Here is an 18,047-nt window from a genome sequence, read left to right as displayed (position 1 = left end):
AAAGCGCCATGACCAGCACGCCCGAACACACCACCGGCCCCATCGCCCGGCACACGACCGTCCGCAGCACCTACCGCCTGCAATTGCGGCCCGACGCGCTCACCTTCGCCGATGCGCGCGCGATCGCCGAATACCTGCAGCAATTGGGTATTTCGCACCTGTACCTGTCCCCGGTGCAGACCGCCACGCGCGGCTCCACGCACGGCTACGACATCACCGATCCGACCACCGTGTCGGCGGGGCTGGGCGGGCCGGGCGGCTTCAAGGCGCTCTCGGACGAGGTGCGCAGCCGCGGCATGGGGCTCATCGTCGATGTGGTGCCGAACCACGTGGGCGTCGGGGATCCCCGGCAGAATCAGTGGTGGTGGGACGTGCTTCGGGACGGCAAGGCCTCGCCGTACGCGAACTGGTTCGACATCGACTGGAGTGCGGGCAACGGCGCGGGCGGGCGCATCGCGCTGCCGGTGCTGGCCAACGAGAACGATCCCGCCGCGCTGACCGTGGACCGCAGCGGCGCCGAACCCATGCTGGCGCTGCGCGATATGCGATTCCCCATCGCACCCGGCACCGACGGCGAGAACGCGCTGCGCATCCACGACAAGCAGCACTATCGCCTGGTCAACTGGAAGTCCGGACTGTGCGGGTACCGGCGCTACTTCACCGTCGGCGGGCTCGCCGCCATCCGGCAGGAGGAGACGGCGGTCTTCGAGGCCACCCATCGCGAGCTGTCGGCCTGGTGCGAGCACGACCTCATCGACGGTGTGCGCGTGGACCATCCGGACGGCCTGGCCGAGCCCGCCCAGTATCTGGCCCGCCTGCGCACCCTGATCGGCCCGCAGCGCCTGCTGCTGGTGGAGAAGGTGCTGTCCAATCGCGAACCCCTCGACGCGACCCTGCCCATCGACGGCACCACCGGTTACGACGCCCTCGCCGATATCGGCGGCGTGCTCATCGACCCGGACGGGGAGAAGCAGCTCACCGACCTGTCCCGCCAATTCACCGGGCACGGCAGCGATCACGCCTGGTTCACCGAGAACGAGCACCGGATCAAGCGCGCGGTCGCCGAGACCATGCTGGTGCCGGAGGTGCGCCGCCTGGTCGCGGCGATCAAGCGCGATGCCCGCGCCGACGCCTTCGACACCATGGCGCTGACCAACGCCACCATCGAGGTGCTCTCCTTCATGCCGGTGTACCGCACCGACTACGCACCGCTGGCCGGGATGATCGGGGCGGTCGTGGCCGAGGTGGCCCGGCGCAACCAGGAGCTCACCGCGCCGCTGCAGGTGCTGGTGACCGCGCTGGGCATCAACGGCGAGGCGACGACGCGCTTCCATCAGACCGGCGGCGCGATCACCGCGAAAGCGGTGGAGGACACCATGTTCTACCGCGCGGCCCGGCTGGTGTCGCTGCAGGAGATGGGCGCGGACCCGGCCCGGTTCGGCTGCTCGCTCATCGAGTTCCACCTGGCCAACGCCTCGCGCGCGATCCGCTGGCCGGCCACCATGTCCACGCTGTCCACCCATGACACCAAGCGCGGCGAGGATGTGCGCGCCCGGATCGGCATGCTCTCGCAGGTCCCGGACATCTGGGCGCGCGCGGTCGGCGCGTGGAACGACATCGCGCCCGGTCCGGACGGCGCGACCACACTCTTCCTGCTGCAGAACATGTTCGGCGCCTGGCCCGCGGACGGCCGCCCCGCCGCCGCGGTGCCCGGATTCCGCGAGCGCATCCATCAGTTCGCGGAGAAGGCCGTTCGCGAGGCCGGCACCCGATCCTCCTGGGAGGAGACCGATACCGAGTTCGAGACCGCGGTGCATCGCTGGATCGACACCGTCATCGACGGCCCGGTCGGCGCGGAGCTGGGCGAGTTCGTCACCGATCTCGCCTCGCACGCCTGGTCGGATTCCCTGGCGCAGAAGCTGCTTCAGCTGTGCGGTCCGGGGATCCCGGACATCTACCAGGGCTGCGAACTGTGGGAGGACTCCCTCGTCGACCCGGACAACCGTCGCCCGGTCGATTTCACGCACCGCTCGCTGCTGCTGCAATCCCTCACCGGCACACCGGATCTGGATCCCTCCGGAGCGGTGAAGATGTGGATCGTGGCGTACGCGCTGTGGCTGCGCCGCGAACGCCCGGAGTGCTTCGTCGGGGGCACCTACACTCCGCTGTTCGCCTCCGGCGACCACGCCAACAATCTGGTGTCGTTCGCGCGCGGGCGCTCCGGTGAGACTCCCGAGGTGATCGTCGCCGTCACCCGCCACAGCATCCGGCTCGACGAGGCGGGCGGCTGGGCGGACACCGTGCTCGATCTGCCGCAGGGGCATTGGACCGATCGGCTCACCGGGCACACCTTCTCCGGGCGGGCTCGCCTGGAGAAACTGTTCGCCCGGCTGCCGATCGCACTGCTCGTGCGCTGAGACCCGCCGGAGGACCGACCCCCGGGACACAAAGGGCGTCCCGGGGCGTGTCAGGCAGGTGTTCCACCGTTCGACGCGGGAGCGCCCGTGCCCGCTTCCACCGGCTCGGCGGCGACCTGCCTCGTGACGCCGGGGTCCGGCACGAAGATGGGCACGGCCGCTTCCCGCCGCGCCTCGGCCTCCAACTCCGCCTGCGGCCCGTCGTCCGGCCGCGCCATGGCCGTCGATCGGCCCGCGAGGCTCCGGGTGGCGTCCGGCGGTTCCATCAGCGGGCCCTGCACCGGATCCGATGCGGGCGGGATCGGCTCGATGATCAGCGGTGCGGCGTCGGGGCCGCGGCTCGCCTCGCGCCAGCGGCGCAGGTTCGGCGGCTCGTATCCGTCGCGTTCGACCGTCGAGGCCAGACGGCTGGCCTGATCCCGCGGCTCGAGCATGCGCCGCCATGAATCCCAGTAGAATCGCGGACTGCGCGGATGCCGCAGCAGGCGAGCGAAATTCAGGATCCGGAACCCGGCCCCGAGCGAATCATGCAGCCGGAAATGGGTTTTCGGCGGGCACGGGCAATGCCGGTGCAGCACGGCGAGCCGATCGTGATCGAAGGCGAGCCCCTCGGACTCCGCCTCGGCGATCATCCAGCGCAGCGTGATGTCGGACAGCGCGCATTCCTCGTAGCCGCCGCCGATATCGCTGTGCACGCCCTCGAACCAGACCTGCTTCACCCGATCGGGCCTGCGGTACTTCGGCGTCAGCTCGACCGGCACCTCCCACAGACAGGGCTCGAACGCGCGGCGGCGCTCGTCGATGGCCAGAGCCTGCCTGGCGCACAACACGTTCCGGCCCAGGCGCACATCGTGGAAGCGGTGCCGCCACGCGGTGATACCCGGAATCCCCATCGCGCCGACGGTATCGAAGACGCCGAGGAAATTGATGGTCACCGGATCGGGATAGCAGTTCTCCCTGCGGAATTCGGCCCACGCGGGCGGATCGGGATCATCCGGGTTCAGCTTGCGCTGCTGGTAGATCCGCAGCGCCTCGGGATACTTGCCGTCGATCATCGCGGTGTAGGTGAGGATGCCGAGGCGGTTGATCATCCCGGCCAGGCTGCGCGCGGTGTACGCGCCGCGGCTGAACCCGAAGATGAAGATCTCGTCGCCGGGTTCCCAGTTCAGCGCCAGCTGCCAGTACGCGGCGGACAGGTTCGCCTCGAGCCCGAGCCCGAACGCGCCGCCAAGCAGCCGGTCGCCGGCGAAGCCCCGCGCACCCGGCCCGGACACGTAGTACACCCGCTGCCCGACCGAATTCCCGCCGCGATCGGACCCGGACAGCCGCACCGTCTGCGCGATCTTCACGATGTTCGACACCGTGCTGCTGGATTCGGCCTTCCAGGTGCCGTCACAGCACACGATCAGTCGTTTCATCTCCCCCACCCCTTCGAACTCTCCGCCCTTGCCATCTATGGATCCTCCCGCCAGGACCGTCCGGTTTCGCGCGTAGTCGACTACTCGATCAATCGCCCGGCGAGCGGGCATTCGTTAGCTCGCACCGTCAGGGGGTCTGATCGACGGCCCGGCCGACCGCCGCGAGTGCGGTGAGACGCCGTGGGCCCCGAGTCGACATCGACTCGGGGCCCACGATATTCGCGTGCTCGGGTTACTCGGCGCTCAGGTGAGGTAGCGGTAGGCCGGGGTGCCCGGCTCCAGGCGCTCGCCCCGGATCGGCGACTCGTCCATGCGCTTGATCAGCGATTCCAGCCCGTCGGGCGAGCCCAGTTCGATACCGACGAGCGCCGCGCCGGTTTCCCGGTTGTTGCGCTTGACGTACTCGAACAGGGTGATGTCGTCGTCCGGGCCCAGCACCTCGTCCAGGAAGCGGCGCAGCGCACCCGGCTCCTGCGGGAAGTCCACCAGGAAGTAGTGCTTGAGGCCGCGATGCACCAGCGAGCGTTCGATGACCTCGCCGTAGCGCGAGACATCGTTGTTGCCGCCGGACAGGATGCACACCACGGTGGCGCCCGGTTCGATGTCCACCTCGCGCAGCGCCGCCACCGACAGCGCGCCCGCCGGTTCGGCGACCACGCCCTCGCTCTGGTACAGCTCGAGCATGGCGGTGCAGATCGCGCCCTCGTCGATGTGGAGCATCCGGAAAGAGCCTGCGCCCGAGTCGGTTTCGGTGGTGGTCAGTAAAGGCAACGATGCGTGCGAGCGCACTCCCCCACCGAATCGCGACACCGCCCGATAGGGCACCGCACCGATCCGCCGCACGGCCGCGCCGTCCACGAACGGGTCGATCTCGGGCAGCGTGACCGGACCGCCGGCCACCAGCGCGGCGGTCATGGACGCCGCACCGCCCGGCTCGACACCGAGAATGGCCGTGGCCGGGGAACGTTCGCGCAGATAGGTGCCGACACCGGCGAGGCAGCCGCCGCCACCGACCGGCACGATCACCAGATCCGGTGTGCGGCCGAGCTGTTCGAGGAACTCCGCGGCGATGGTGCCCTGTCCGGCCGCGGTGCGCGGATCGTCGAACGGCGGCACCATGGTCGCACCGGTGCGGCGCACATCCTCGGCGGCGGCCGTCGCCGCCGCATCGTAGGTGTCGCCGACGGCGATGAGTTCCACGAATTCGCCGCCGTGCACCCGGATTCGGTCGCGCTTCTGCTTGGGGGTGGTCCTGGGCACGTAGATGCGGCCCTTGATGCCCATCGACTTGCACGCGAAAGCCACACCCTGAGCGTGGTTTCCGGCGCTGGCGGCCACCACACCCGCGGCGCGCTCGGCGTCGGTCAGCTGAACGATGAGGTTGAACGCGCCGCGCAGCTTGTAACTGCGCACGGCGGTGAGGTCCTCGCGCTTGAGGAAGACCTCGGCTCCGGTCAGCGCCGATAGCCGCGCGTTCCACTGCAGCGGCGTCGGCTCGATAATGTCGGAAATTCGCTTCGCGGCAGCGTCGATCTCGTCCGCCGTCAGTTCGGGCAGCGGGGTGGACACTTTCTCTGCAAACGCAAGCGGGTCAGACACCCGCACCATGCTACTGAGGCCGATGCCGCGACATTCCCCCGACCGGCAGAACTCGCGGCGCGACACACGCGACGGCCCGCACACCGCCGGGGGCGGTATGCGGGCCGTTTGCTGAATACCGGACGAACGGGATTATTCAGGTCAGTCGCGGGGCGAGAGCACGAACACCGGAATCTCACGGGTGGTCTTGGTCTGATAGCCGGCGTAGTCCGGCCAGGCCTCGACCGCGCGTTCCCACCAGACGGCCTTCTCCTCGCCGGTGACCTCGCGGGCGGTGTAGTCCCGCAGGTTCGCGCCGTCACGCAGTTCGACGTGCGGCTCGGCCTTGATGTTCCAGTACCAGACGGGGTGCTTGGGAGCTCCGCCCAGCGAGGCGACGACCGCGTACTCGCCGTCGTGCTCGACCCGCATGAGCGCGGTCTTACGAAGTTTGCCGGTCTTCGCGCCCCGCGTGGTGAGCAGGATGATCGGCTTGCCCTTGATGGTGGTGGCTTCGGCGCCGTTGGATGCCTCGTACTTCTCGGCCTGATCGCGTGCCCAGTCGGACGTGCTGGGTTCATACTCTCCGGTTAGTGGCATGACCGATGTAAACACGGACAGATCTTGTTATGTTCCCGACAGAAAAGTTCGCTGGACCGAACTTTAGGTCTGCGGGTACCCTGTGGATATGGCTTTGGTTCACCCTCCGCAGACTGCGCGCACCCGTTCCCGGGTGGCGACCGTGGATATCGCGGGCACCGCGTGGCCGGTCTTCAAACTCGAGGCCCTCGCGATCGGCCTGGTCACCGCGCTGGTGCTGCTGCTGATCACCGGCTCTCCGGCGGCCGCGGTCCTGGTGGCCGCCATGGTGGCCACCCTGCGCTGGGCAGTCGCCGTCCTGCGCCCCTGACCGTCGGCGCCGACCACCTACGTATCGAGGCCCCCGCACGAGCGTGCGGGGGCCTCGATACGTCTGTTCGGCGGTGATCAGCTCGCGAGGCAGCCGGGCCCGAGCAACGCCTTGAGGTCGCCCATCAGCGCCGAGGAGTGCGAGACCCGCAGATTGTCGGTCACCTTGAGGACCGTGGTGCGCTCGCGGGATCCGACGTGGCGGATGTGCACATCGGCGGTTCCGGGGTGGCTGCTGAGCACCCGCTTGAGCGCGCTGATCTTGTCCGGGGTGCACAGCCGCGTCGGGATGACCACCGAGAGCGGGCGATCCACGCCGATGGCCGAAAGATCCGGCACCACAAGGTCGTTGGCGATCAGCGAGATGCGGTCGTCGCGGGCGTTCACGCGAGCCTTCACCAGCACGATGGCGTCCTCGGTGACGTCCATGCCGTACACCGAGTAGGACTGCGGGAAGAACAGCACCTCGATGCCACCGGTGAGGTCCTCGAGCTGCGCGGACGCCCACGCCAAGCCGTTCTTGTTCACGCGGCGGGTCACATTGGCGAAGATGCCGCCGATGGTGACCTGTGCACCGTCCTTGATATCGCCTTCCAGAATGGTCGGGATATTGGTGTCCGACTGCGCCGCGAGCACATGCTCGACACCGTTGAGCGGATGGCCGGACACGTACAGGCCCAGCATCTCTCGCTCGAGCGCCAGCTTGTGCTTGGTCTCCCACTCCTCGTCGGGGACCTTCACGTTGAAGACGCTGGCGAGCGAGTCGTCGCCGTCGTCCAGCCCGCCGAAAAGGTCGAACTGGCCGATGGCCTCGGCCTTCTTGGTCGACATGACCGCGTCGATGGCATCGGAGTGCACCAGCAGCAGGCCCTTGCGCGGATGACCCAGCGAGTCGAAAGCGCCTGCCTTGATGAGGGATTCGGTGACCTTCTTGGAGCAGGCCGTCGCGTCGATCTTGTTCAGATAGTCGGAGAAGTCGGTGAACTTCGACTTCTCGTTGCGCGCCTCGATGATCGCGGACACCACGTTCGCGCCGACATTGCGGACCGCGCCCATGCCGAAGCGGATATCGCCACCGACGGAGGCGAATTCGATCTGCGACTCGTTCACGTCCGGCGGCAGCACCTGGATGCCCAGACGGCGGCAGTCGGCCAGATAGACCGCGGCCTTGTCCTTGTCGTCACCGACGGAGGTGAGCAGACCGGCCATGTACTCGGCCGGGTAGTTGGCCTTGAGGTACGCGGTCCAGAAGGACACCAGGCCGTAGCCGGCGGCGTGCGACTTGTTGAACGCGTAACCGGCGAACGGAAGGATGGTGTCCCACAGCGCCTTCACGGCGGGCTTGGAGAAGCCGTTCTCCACCATGCCCGCTTCGAAGCCCTCGAACTCCGCTTCCAGGATCGAGGCCTTCTTCTTACCCATGGCGCGACGCAGAATGTCGGCTCGGCCGAGGGAGTACCCGGCGACCTTCTGCGCGATCTGCATGATCTGTTCCTGATACACGATCAGGCCGTAGGTATCGCCCAGGATCACCTTCAGGGGCTCTTCGAGCTCCGGGTGGATGGGCTTGACCTCTTGCCGCCCGTTCTTGCGGTCGGCGTAGTCGTTGTGGGCGTTCATGCCCATCGGGCCGGGGCGGTAGAGCGCGAGCACGGCGACGATATCGTCGAAGCCGGTGGGCTGCATGCGGCGCAGCAGATCACGCATGGCGCCGCCGTCGAGCTGGAAGACGCCGAGAGTGTCACCGCGCGCGAGCAATTCGTAGGTGGCGGCGTCTTCGAGCGGCAGCGTGTCCAGGTCCAGATCGATGCCGCGGTTGTTCTTCATGTTGACCAGCGCGTCACCGATGACGGTGAGGTTGCGCAGGCCCAGGAAGTCCATCTTCAGCAGGCCGATGGCCTCACACGACGGGTAGTCCCAGCCCGTGATGATGGCGCCGTCCTGGGCGCGCTTCCAGACCGGGATCGCGTCGGTGAGCGGCTCGCTCGACATGATGACCGCGCAGGCGTGCACGCCGGCATTGCGGATCAGGCCCTCGAGGCCGCGCGCCGTCTCGTAGATCTTGGCGACGTCCGGATTGGTGTTGATGAGCTCCCGGACCTCGGCGGCCTCCTTGTACCGCTCATGCTCGGGATCCATGATGCCGGAGACCGAGATGTCCTTGGCCATGATCGGCGGCGGCAGCGCCTTGGTGATCTGGTCGGCGATGGCGAAGCCGGGCTGACCGAACTGCACCCGGGCCGAATCCTTCAGCGCCGCTTTGGTTTTAATCGTACCGAAGGTGATCACCTGGGCGACCCGGTCGCTGCCCCACTTCTCGGTGGCGTAGCGAACCATCTCACCGCGGCGGCGATCGTCGAAGTCGATATCGATATCGGGCATGGACACGCGCTCGGGATTCAGGAAGCGCTCGAACAGCAGACCGTGCGGAATCGGGTCGATGTTCGTGATGCCCATGGAGTAGGCGACCAGCGAACCGGCGGCCGAACCACGGCCCGGGCCGACGTTGATGCCGACCGAGCGGGCGTAGGTGATGAGGTCGGCGACGATGAGGAAGTAGGCGGGGAAGCCCATTTCGATGATGACGTCGAGCTCGAAATCGGCGCGCGGGCCGTACTCCGGCGGAATCCCGTTGGGGAACCGGCGATCCAGGCCCATCTTGACCTCGCGGCGCAGCCAGCTGCCCTGGGTCTCACCCTCGGGCACCGGGAAGATCGGCATCCGGTCGCGGTGCTCCCAGACGTCGTCGTAGGACTGCACCCGCTCGCCGATGAGCACCGTGTTGTCGCACGCGCCGGGGACCTCCGCGTCCCAGATGGCGCGCATCTCCTCGGCGGATTTGAGGTAGTAGCCCGAACCGTCGAACTTGAAGCGGGTGGGGTCCGAGAGCGTCTTGCCGGTCTGAATGCACAGCAGCGCTTCGTGATTGCCCGCGTCGTGCTCGTGCACGTAGTGGCAGTCGTTGGTGGCCAGGGGCGGGATGCCGAGCTTCTTGCCGACCTCGAGCAGCCCCTCGCGCACACGGCGTTCGATGGACAGGCCGTGGTCCATGATCTCGAGGAAGAAGTTCTCCGGGCCGAAGATCTCCTGCCACTTGGCGGCGGCCTCGAGGGCCTCGCGCTCATGACCCAGGCGCAGGCGGGTCTGCACCTCGCCCGAGGGGCAGCCGGTGGTCGCGATGATGCCCGCGGCGTGTTCGGCGATGATGTCGGCGTCCATACGCGCCCACTTGCCGAGCTGACCTTCGATCGAGGCGAGGCTCGAGAGCTTGAACAGGTTGCGCAACCCGGTCGCGTTCTCCGCGACCATGGTCATGTGGGTGTAGGAACCCGAACCCGAGACGTCATCGCTCTTCTGCGACGGATCGCCCCACAGCACACGCTTGGTGTTGAAGCGGGACTCCGGAGCGATGTAGGCCTCGATGCCGATGATCGGCTTGATGCCCTCTTTCTTGGCGGAGTTGTAGAACTCCGAGGCGCCGTACATATTGCCGTGGTCGGACATACCGACCGCGGTCATGCCCAGGCGATTCGCCTCTTTGAACAGCGGCGTGATCTTGGCAGCACCATCGAGCATCGAGTACTCGGTGTGGTTGTGAAGGTGAACGAATGATCCCGACGAGGCTGACACGCAGACATACTAAGCGTCCCCACCGACTACTTCTGAAGGCACGCGGAGCATCGGTGTTCCGGCGGCGTGGCGGCCTTGCGTGTCGTGCGAATTGTCCGGATTCGCGTGGTGAATGTCACTGCGGCAACGGGACAGTGATAATCGGGGGATGGAGAGGTTGCGGAGCGATTGCGTGACGGCGCCCGTCCGGTCCCGATGACGGCGACGGCCGCCGCGGTCATGGTCGCCGGAATCCTGATCGCCGGCGCGGTGCTCGCGTGGCCGCGCACCCGGCGCACGGTGACCACGCCCGCCGAGCGCGCGGTGCACATGGCGCTGCACACCGCGTCGCAGGCGGCCCGGCCGTTGCGGCGCGGGCTCACCGAGGAATCCGCGCGGGAGGCCGCGCCGCATCTGCGCGTGCTCACCGGCGCCGAGGCGCTGGGAATCGCCGACGCCGAGGCGGTCGTGCTGGCGTGGGACGGTCCGTACGAACCGATCCGGGAGGTGTTCGCCGACGCCGCGCGCCGGGCCGTGGCGACCGGCCGGCCGGTGCTGGTCTCGGGCCCCGGCACCGCCGGACTGAACCTCCTCGCGCAGCCCCTGGCCACCGAACACGGTGGGATCGTGGGCGCGCTCGGGGCGGTGACCACCGAACAGCCCGACCCCGGCAAGCTCGGCGCGGTCGCCGAGGTGGCGCGATATGCCTGCGGCCAGATAGAACTCGCCGAACTGGACGCCTCCCGCGCCCGCCTGGACCGGGCCGAGGTGCGCGCCCTGCGCGCGCAGATCAGCCCGCACTTCATCTACAACGCCCTGAACACCATCGCCTCCTTCGTGCGCACCGACCCCGCCCGAGCCCGCGAACTCATTCTCGATTTCGCCGACTTCACCCGCTATTCGTTCCGCACCGCGGGCGAATTCACCGTCCTGGCAGACGAACTCAAGAACATCGACCGCTACCTGATCCTCGAACGCGCCCGCTTCGGCGACGCCCTGCAGGTACGCCTGCAGATAGCCCCCGAAGTCCTCAACGTGGTCCTGCCCTTCCTCGCCCTGCAACCTCTCGTCGAGAACGCCGTCCGGCATGGCCTGGCCGGAAAACCCAAGGGCGGCACCGTAACCCTGGTGGCCGCCGACGAAGGCCCCGACTGCGTCATCACCGTCGAGGACGACGGCATCGGCATGGACCCCGAACTCCTGCGCTCCGGCGAACTCGACTCCCTCCGAACCGCACCCGGCACATCGGGTTCCACCGAATCCGCCCACGTCGGCCTGGCCAATGTCGACGACCGGCTGCGCGCGGCCTTCGGCGACGACTACGGCCTCGTCGTCGAGACCGCCCTCGGCGCCGGCACCAAGGTCAGCATGCGAATCCCCAAGTTCCGCGCGGGCATTCGCGCCTGAGCGCCACCCGGACCGCATCCCCGCGCACCCGGACGCCGGTTCCTGCCGCGCGCACCGCATCACACCTCGCAGAACTCCACCACACCCGGCCCTCACCTGACACCGCCGCGCGCACCGCAGAACTCCACCACACCCGGCCATCACCTGACACCGCCGCGCGCACCGCAGAACTCCACCACATCCGCACACCACCCGTCACCGCCAGGCGCACCGCATCCCTCGCGAGCCGAACTCCCCCGCACTCCGACACCACCTCACAGCCGGGGCACGTGACGCCGCCACCGACATCCGGCGAAGATTCGTGACGCGAGTCCCTGGCGCCGGGGGCTCACCGTACGATGGAACGGCTGTGACTCAGACCACCGACAACGGGTCCGGTGCGCTGCGCGTGCTGGCCGTGGACGACGAGAAGCCGGCTCTGGACGAGCTGGTCTATCTCCTGCGCGCGCAGGACGAGGTCGGGGAGATACACGGCGCGGGAGACGCGACCTCGGCGCTGCGGCTGTTGCGCACGCATCCGGTGGACGCGGTGTTCCTGGACATCGACATGCCCGGACTCGACGGACTCGAACTGGCCGGGATCCTCTCGGCTTTCGCCCACCCGCCGGCCGTGGTGTTCGTGACCGCCCACGACGACAAGGCGGTCGCGGCGTTCGATCTCGGCGCGGTCGACTACCTGCTGAAACCGCTGCGCGAGGCCCGGTTGGCCGAATCCGTCCGCCGGATCGCCGCGACGCGAACCGCCGCACCGCCCGCCGCCGCGTCCCGATCGGATCCGCACGAGGTGATCCCCGTCGAACTCGGCGGCGTCACCACCCTCGTGGACCGCGCCACCGTCACCTGGGTCGAGGCAGACGGCGACTACGCCCGGCTGCACACCAGCACCGGCTCCCACCTGGTCAGAATCCCCCTGTCCGAACTCGAAATACGCTGGCACGAAGCGGGTTTCGTGCGCGTCCACCGCTCCTACCTGGTGGCTCTGCACCAGGTCGCCGGCCTGCGAAACACCGGCACGAGCACCGTCGTCTGCCTCCGCGCCGACGGCGACTCCCCCTGCGTGGAACTGCCCGTGGCCCGCCGCCAGGTCCGCGATCTGAAGCAGCGGCTCATTCCGCACCGCCCGCGCGGGACGCGATGAGGCAGCGTTCGCGCATCGCCGACAACCACGTCACCGACGATCGACGATCGGCGCACGGGACCTGGTGCGTCCCGCCCGACGAGCGCCGGACGCCCGAGGGCCTGGAACCACGGCGCGACCGGACCGGATCTCGCGTGCGGACGCGGGCCCGGCTCTCGTGCACCTCGCGCGCGAGCGCGCCGCGACCGCCGCTGCCTTCGCCCGAACGACGTGACGACAACACCCTGACCGCGAGTTGGGTGGATGCGAGTGGCGGACGGGTGGATCGAGCACACTCGGCGTCGACGTGCCGCGGTATCGGGTCGATCAGCCACGACACGGCCTCATCCGCGGTCACCTGTTCACCCTGTGCCGCTTCAGGTTTCGCGGGGCCCCAGCGGTGAGTCAGCAGCGGGTGCGGGTGGTCCTGGCTGCGCGGCGAGGAGCCCGGGTGGTGCGAACCCGGGTGGAAGTGCAGGAGCAGACAGAGGTGGGGGCCGCGCTGATCGGGGGGTTGATCCGGGCGCAGTTCGGGGTGGCGGTGCGATTGGGGTTGGTGACCGTGGCGGCACTGGGGGCACTGCCCCTGCTGTTCCTGGGACCGCTGGGAACCGCCACCCTGGCCGGGGTCCGGGTGCCGTGGCTGCTGCTGGGGGTACTGGTCTATCCGCTGCTGTACGGGGTGGGGCGGGTGTACGTGCGGCTCTCCGAGCGCAACGAGCAGGACTTCGGCGAATTGACCGGGGACTGAGGTGGAGTGGACCTCGGGCTCGTGGATCACGCTGGCGGCGCTGGTGCTGGCCGCGGTGGCCACGGTGGGTTTCGCGGTCTACGGCGTGCGGCTGGCGCGAACCACGTCGGACTTCCTGGTGGCCTCTCGCAGTGTGGGCGCGCGGTGGAATGCCGCCGCGATCTCGGGCGAATACCTCTCCGCCGCATCGTTTCTCGGCGTCGCGGGACTGATCGCGAAGTACGGCGCGGACGCGCTGTGGTACCCGGTGGGCTTCACCGCCGGCTACCTCGGACTGCTGCTGTTCGTCGCGGCTCCGCTGCGGCGGTCGGGGGCCTACACCGTGCCCGACTTCGCCGAATTCCGTTTGGGTTCAGTGCGTTTGCGGCGATTGGCGACACTGGTCGTGGTGCTGGTGTGCGGGGTGTATCTGATTCCGCAGTTCCAAGGCGCGGGACTGACCCTGCAGATCCTGCTGGGTCTGCCCCGCTGGGTGGGCGCGGTCGCGGTGGGCGCCATCGTGATCGGGACCGTGGTCGGCGGCGGCATGCGGTCGATCACGTTCGTGCAGGCGTTCCAGTACTGGTTGAAACTGACCGCCATCGCCATCCCGGCCCTGGTGCTGGCGGTGCACTTCTTCGGCGCCGAGCGCGAACTGGGCACGCCCGCTCCGCCCACCGTGAGCCAGCGCACCACAGTGGACGTCAGCACCGATGTACGAGTGCAGTTCGGTGCGGCGCAGCATATTTCGATCGACGGAACCCTGGACTCACAGCCGGTGAACGGCCCGGTGCAGGTGAGCGCCGGCGAACATCGTCTCTCGGCGGGCACCACGCTGGTCCTGCGAGCCGGTGACGCGGTGCCGGTCGTGGCGGGCGCACCCGCGGACGGCGCGGCCTGGCTGCGCCCCGGCAACGGACTGGGCGGACCACACCCGCTCTACCAGGTGTACTCGCTGATCATCGCGACCTTCCTCGGCACCATGGGCCTGCCCCACGTCCTCGTGCGCTTCTACACCAACCCCGACGGCCGGGCCGCCCGCGCGACGGCACTGACGGTCATCGGAATGGTCGGCCTGTTCTACCTGTTCCCCACGGTCCTGGGCGTTTTCGCCCGCCTGTACGTCCCGCAACTGCTGATCACCGGGGCCTCCGACGCGGCGGTGCTCCTGCTGCCGGGATCGGTACTCGCCGGACTGCCGGGTCAGCTCCTGGGCGCACTGGTGGCGGCGGGAGCCATCGCGGCCTTCCTGTCCACCTCCTCCGGCCTGCTGGTGAGCATCGCGGGCGTGATCGGCACCGATATGCTCTGGGGCCGCATCCGCGACTTCCGGGTCGCCGCACTCGTGTCCGGCGCTGTGCCGCTGGCACTTTCGATCGCCGTCACCTCCCTCGACCTGTCCCGCACTGTCGGTCTGGCCTTCTCGGTGGCCGCCTCGACCCTGTGCCCGCTGCTGGTGCTGGGCATCTGGTGGCGCGGACTCACCGCGACCGGGGCCGTGGCCGGACTGTTCGCGGGTGGTCTCACCTCGGGTGCGGCGACGGTGGTCTCGGTACTGGGCGGCATCGACGAACACCTGGCCAGCGGCTGGCTCGCGGCGATTCTGAGTTATCCGGCGGCGGTGAGTGTTCCGCTGGCCTTCGCCGCGATGATCGCGGTCAGCAAGCTCACCCATGGTCAGTCGGCTCGCGAGGTCGGCCGAATCTTCGTGCGGCTGCACGCCCCCGAGCGCCTCGGACTGGGGTCGGACCGCGAGGGCGAGCTGCGCCGCAGGTAGATCGACTCCTCGACCGCTCGTCGCGCCGAACCGACCGTTCGGCGCACCGTCGGGCACCTTCACCGAGTGACCGCCGCCACATCCGATATCCGCGCCCCGACCTCGCTAACGTCCTGCGTCAAGTAAGCCACGTCACACAGCTAGGACGTTCGATGAGCACGGAGATCGGCGGGACCCCGCCGCACACCCCGACCGCCGCGGAATTCGCGGCCGTCCAAGCCAGTCCGGAGTTTCAGGAACTGCGAACCCGGCTGCGCCGGTACGTCTTCCCGATGACAGCCCTCTTCCTCACCTGGTACGTGCTGTACGTGGTGCTCGGCGCGTACGCGCACGACTTCATGGCACACAGGGTGATCGGGAACATCAATGTCGGATTGCTCCTGGGATTGGCGCAATTCGTCTCCACCTTCCTGATCACCGGTTTCTACGTACGGTTCGCCAACCGGGAACTGGACCCGCGCGCCGCCGCGCTCCGCACCAAGATCGAGGAGGGCGGGCTGTGAGCACCAGCACCCTTGCCGCAGAGTCCACCGTCGGCAATCCGACCGCCAATATCGCGATCTTCGCGGTGTTCGTCGCCGTCACCATGGTCGTGGTGATCCGCGCCAGCCGGAACAACGCCACCGCCGCGGACTTCTTCACCGGCGGTCGCGGCTTCTCCGGACCGCAGAACGGCATCGCCATCGCGGGCGACTATCTCTCGGCCGCAAGCTTTCTCGGCATCGCGGGCGCCATCGCCGTCTACGGCTACGACGGCTTCCTGTACTCCATCGGCTTTCTGGTGGCCTGGCTGGTGGCCCTGCTGCTGGTCGCCGAAATGCTCAGGAACACCGGCAAGTTCACCATGGCCGATGTCCTGAGCTTCCGCCTGAAGCAGGGTCCGGTGCGCACCGCCGCCGCCCTCACCACCCTGGCGGTCTCGCTGTTCTACCTGCTGGCCCAGATGGCCGGCGCGGGCGGCCTGGTCGCGCTGCTGCTGGATATCAAGAGCCGCACCGGGCAGTCCATCGTGATCGCCGTGGTCGGCCTGCTCATGATCACGTACGTGCTGGTCGGCGGCATGAAGGGCACCACCTGGGTGCAGATCATCAAGGCCGTGCTGCTGATCACCGGCGCGGCGTTCATGACCGTCCTGGTGCTGTCGAAGTTCAGCTTCAACCTGTCCGAGATCCTGGGTTCGGCCCAGGAACACGTCTCGGAATCCACCAGTAAGGCTGTGGCGCAACGCGATGTACTCGCGCCCGGCGCGCAGTACGGCGGCACCGGCACCTCCAAGTTGAACTTCCTGTCGCTGGGCCTGGCGCTGGTCCTGGGCACCGCGGGCCTGCCGCATGTGCTGATGCGCTTCTACACCGTCCCCACCGCCAAGGAAGCTCGCCGCTCGGTGGTCTGGGCGATCGGCCTGATCGGTGCGTTCTACCTGTTCACCCTGGTGCTGGGCTACGGCGCGGCCGCCATCGTCGGCCCGGACAAGATCCTGGCCGCGGCGGGCGGGCAGAATTCCGCGGCCCCGCTGCTGGCGTTCGAACTCGGCGGCGTGGTGCTGCTCGGCATCATTTCCGCGGTCGCCTTCGCCACCATCCTGGCGGTGGTCGCGGGCCTGACAATCACGGCGTCCGCCTCCTTCGCGCACGATATCTACGCCGGAGTCATCAAGCGCGGCAAGGCATCCGAGCACGAGCAGGTCAAGGTCTCCCGGATCACGGCCGTCGTGGTCGGCGTCATCGCGATCGGCCTGGGCATTCTCGCCAACGGCCAGAACATCGCGTTCCTGGTGGCCCTGGCCTTCGCGGTCGCGGCGGCCGCGAACCTGCCGACCATCCTGTACTCGCTGTTCTGGAAGCGCTTCAACACCACCGGCGCGCTGTTCAGCATGTACGGCGGCCTGATCTCCACCATCGTGCTGATCGTCTTCTCCCCCGCGGTATCGGGGAACAAGACCGCCATGTTGTCGAGCATGGACTTCGACTGGTTCCCGCTGTCCAACCCCGGCATCGTGTCGATCCCCCTGGCCTTCGTCCTGGGCATCGTCGGAACCTTCATCGGCCGCGACAAGGAGGATCCGTACAAGGCCGCGGAGATGGAGGTGCGCGCCCTCACCGGCGTCGGCGCCGAAAAGGCCGTCTCCCATTGAGAATCCACGCGGCCGCGCCACGATGAGCAGGTAGCCGGCCGCCCGGCACCGGACGTGAGAGGGGTTGTCTCACACGATGACAGCCCCTCTCCGCCCTGCCCCCCAGAACACCCCGCCCCCAAACACCCCGCCCCCAGAACATCCCGTCCTCGGAACAGGAGTCAACGCAGTGACCAGCACGGCCCCCGAACCCGGTATCGCACGGCCCGCCACCTTCGCACCCAGCGAATCCTTTGTGGCGCAGGCCAATACCGACGCCTCGCTCTACGACCGATCGCACGCCGATCGGGAGGCGTTCTGGGCCGAGCAGGCCGGACGCTTGCACTGGGATCAGCCGTGGTCCCAGGTCCTGGACTGGTCCGGCGCGCCGGTGGCCCGCTGGTTCGTCGGCGGAAAGCTCAATGTCGCCTACAACTGCGTCGACCGGCACGTGCTGGACGGGCACGGCGATCAGGTCGCCATCCACTGGGAGGGCGAGCCGGGCGACTCCCGCGACCTGACCTACGCCGATCTGCTGGCCGAGGTGTCCCGCGCCGCCAACTACTTCACCGACCTCGGCCTGGTGGCCGGTGACCGCGTCGCGATCTACATGCCGATGATCCCCGAGGCCATCGTCTCCATGCTGGCCTGCGCCCGCCTCGGCCTGGTGCATTCGGTGGTGTTCGCGGGCTTCTCGGCCGGCGCCCTGCGCCAGCGCGTGCAGGACGCCCGGGCCCGATTGGTCATCACCACCGACGGTCAGTGGCGGCGGGGCAAGCCCGCGCCGATCAAGTACGCGGTCGACGAAGCGCTTGCCGCCCACGATGAGTCGGCCACCGAGGGGGTGGCCGACTCGTCGGTGGAACACGTGCTGGTGGTCCGGCGCACCGGACTGGACGTCCCCTGGACGGTAGGCCGCGATCTCTGGTGGGACGAGACGGTCGCGCTGGCCTCCCCCGAACACGAGGCACA

The 18,047-nt window shown here is 68.4% G+C and carries 13 protein-coding genes; 9 read left to right on the top strand and 4 right to left on the bottom strand.

The window, feature by feature from the left end; translation table 11 throughout:
* Nucleotides 1-8: 8 nt before the first annotated feature.
* Nucleotides 9-2,417 (top strand): malto-oligosyltrehalose synthase, encoded by a 2,409-nt coding sequence (gene treY / locus NJ1_RS21620; protein WP_067697310.1) that lies wholly within the window; start codon nucleotides 9-11, stop codon nucleotides 2,415-2,417.
* A 50-nt stretch (nucleotides 2,418-2,467) separates the two neighbouring features.
* On the opposite strand, the gene NJ1_RS21615 is transcribed toward treY, so the two are convergent.
* From NJ1_RS21615 to NJ1_RS21605, 3 genes are all read right to left on the bottom strand, one after another.
* Nucleotides 2,468-3,835 carry a T6SS phospholipase effector Tle1-like catalytic domain-containing protein gene (locus NJ1_RS21615; protein ID WP_067697308.1) on the bottom strand — a complete coding sequence of 456 codons (1,368 nt, stop codon included), beginning with the start codon at nucleotides 3,833-3,835 and terminating at the stop codon, nucleotides 2,468-2,470.
* Nucleotides 3,836-4,078: 243 nt separating this feature from the next.
* Entirely contained in the window at nucleotides 4,079-5,443 is a 1,365-nt protein-coding gene (ilvA, locus tag NJ1_RS21610; RefSeq protein WP_067697306.1) for a threonine ammonia-lyase IlvA, read from the bottom strand.
* A gap of 132 nt (nucleotides 5,444-5,575) precedes the next feature.
* Nucleotides 5,576-6,013, bottom strand: coding sequence for a nitroreductase family deazaflavin-dependent oxidoreductase (locus NJ1_RS21605; protein WP_067697301.1), 438 nt, complete (start codon nucleotides 6,011-6,013; stop codon nucleotides 5,576-5,578).
* Nucleotides 6,014-6,101: 88 nt separating this feature from the next.
* Between NJ1_RS21605 and NJ1_RS21600 the strand changes: the two genes are divergently transcribed.
* On the top strand, nucleotides 6,102-6,323 hold the full coding sequence (locus NJ1_RS21600) for a hypothetical protein (RefSeq protein WP_067697300.1): 222 nt from the start codon (nucleotides 6,102-6,104) through the stop codon (nucleotides 6,321-6,323).
* 77 nt (nucleotides 6,324-6,400) lie between these two features.
* On the opposite strand, the gene dnaE is transcribed toward NJ1_RS21600, so the two are convergent.
* Complete coding sequence (gene dnaE / locus NJ1_RS21595; protein WP_084478600.1) at nucleotides 6,401-9,952, bottom strand: DNA polymerase III subunit alpha; 3,552 nt, start codon at nucleotides 9,950-9,952, stop codon at nucleotides 6,401-6,403.
* A gap of 195 nt (nucleotides 9,953-10,147) precedes the next feature.
* Here dnaE and NJ1_RS21590 point away from each other — a divergent pair, with 195 nt between their 5' ends.
* From NJ1_RS21590 to NJ1_RS21560, 7 genes are all read left to right on the top strand, one after another.
* Nucleotides 10,148-11,338: a sensor histidine kinase gene (locus NJ1_RS21590; RefSeq protein WP_067697298.1), complete on the top strand. Its 1,191-nt coding sequence runs from the start codon at nucleotides 10,148-10,150 to the stop codon at nucleotides 11,336-11,338.
* A gap of 349 nt (nucleotides 11,339-11,687) precedes the next feature.
* Nucleotides 11,688-12,476 (top strand): LytR/AlgR family response regulator transcription factor, encoded by a 789-nt coding sequence (locus tag NJ1_RS21585; RefSeq protein WP_067697297.1) that lies wholly within the window; start codon nucleotides 11,688-11,690, stop codon nucleotides 12,474-12,476.
* A gap of 400 nt (nucleotides 12,477-12,876) precedes the next feature.
* Nucleotides 12,877-13,206 carry a hypothetical protein gene (locus NJ1_RS21580; RefSeq protein ID WP_067697651.1) on the top strand — a complete coding sequence of 110 codons (330 nt, stop codon included), beginning with the start codon at nucleotides 12,877-12,879 and terminating at the stop codon, nucleotides 13,204-13,206.
* A gap of 1 nt (nucleotide 13,207) precedes the next feature.
* Nucleotides 13,208-14,962, top strand: a complete 1,755-nt coding sequence (locus tag NJ1_RS21575; RefSeq protein ID WP_067697296.1) for a sodium/solute symporter — start codon at nucleotides 13,208-13,210, stop codon at nucleotides 14,960-14,962.
* Between the two features lie 152 nt (nucleotides 14,963-15,114).
* On the top strand, nucleotides 15,115-15,465 hold the full coding sequence (locus NJ1_RS21570; RefSeq protein ID WP_067697295.1) for a DUF485 domain-containing protein: 351 nt from the start codon (nucleotides 15,115-15,117) through the stop codon (nucleotides 15,463-15,465).
* Entirely contained in the window at nucleotides 15,462-17,096 is a 1,635-nt protein-coding gene (locus NJ1_RS21565) for a monocarboxylic acid transporter (protein WP_067697293.1), read from the top strand. Before NJ1_RS21570 ends, NJ1_RS21565 begins: the two co-directional genes overlap by 4 nt.
* Before the next feature lie 169 nt (nucleotides 17,097-17,265).
* The coding region (locus tag NJ1_RS21560) for an AMP-binding protein (protein ID WP_245717514.1) at nucleotides 17,266-18,047 on the top strand (782 nt) is incomplete at its 3' end.

The sequence above is a fragment of the Nocardia jejuensis NBRC 103114 genome (genome assembly GCF_001613145.1).
In the GTDB taxonomy this organism is placed as follows: domain Bacteria; phylum Actinomycetota; class Actinomycetes; order Mycobacteriales; family Mycobacteriaceae; genus Nocardia; species Nocardia jejuensis.
Note: the sequence above shows the minus strand (reverse complement) of the source record. Positions and strands in the feature narration are given on the sequence as shown.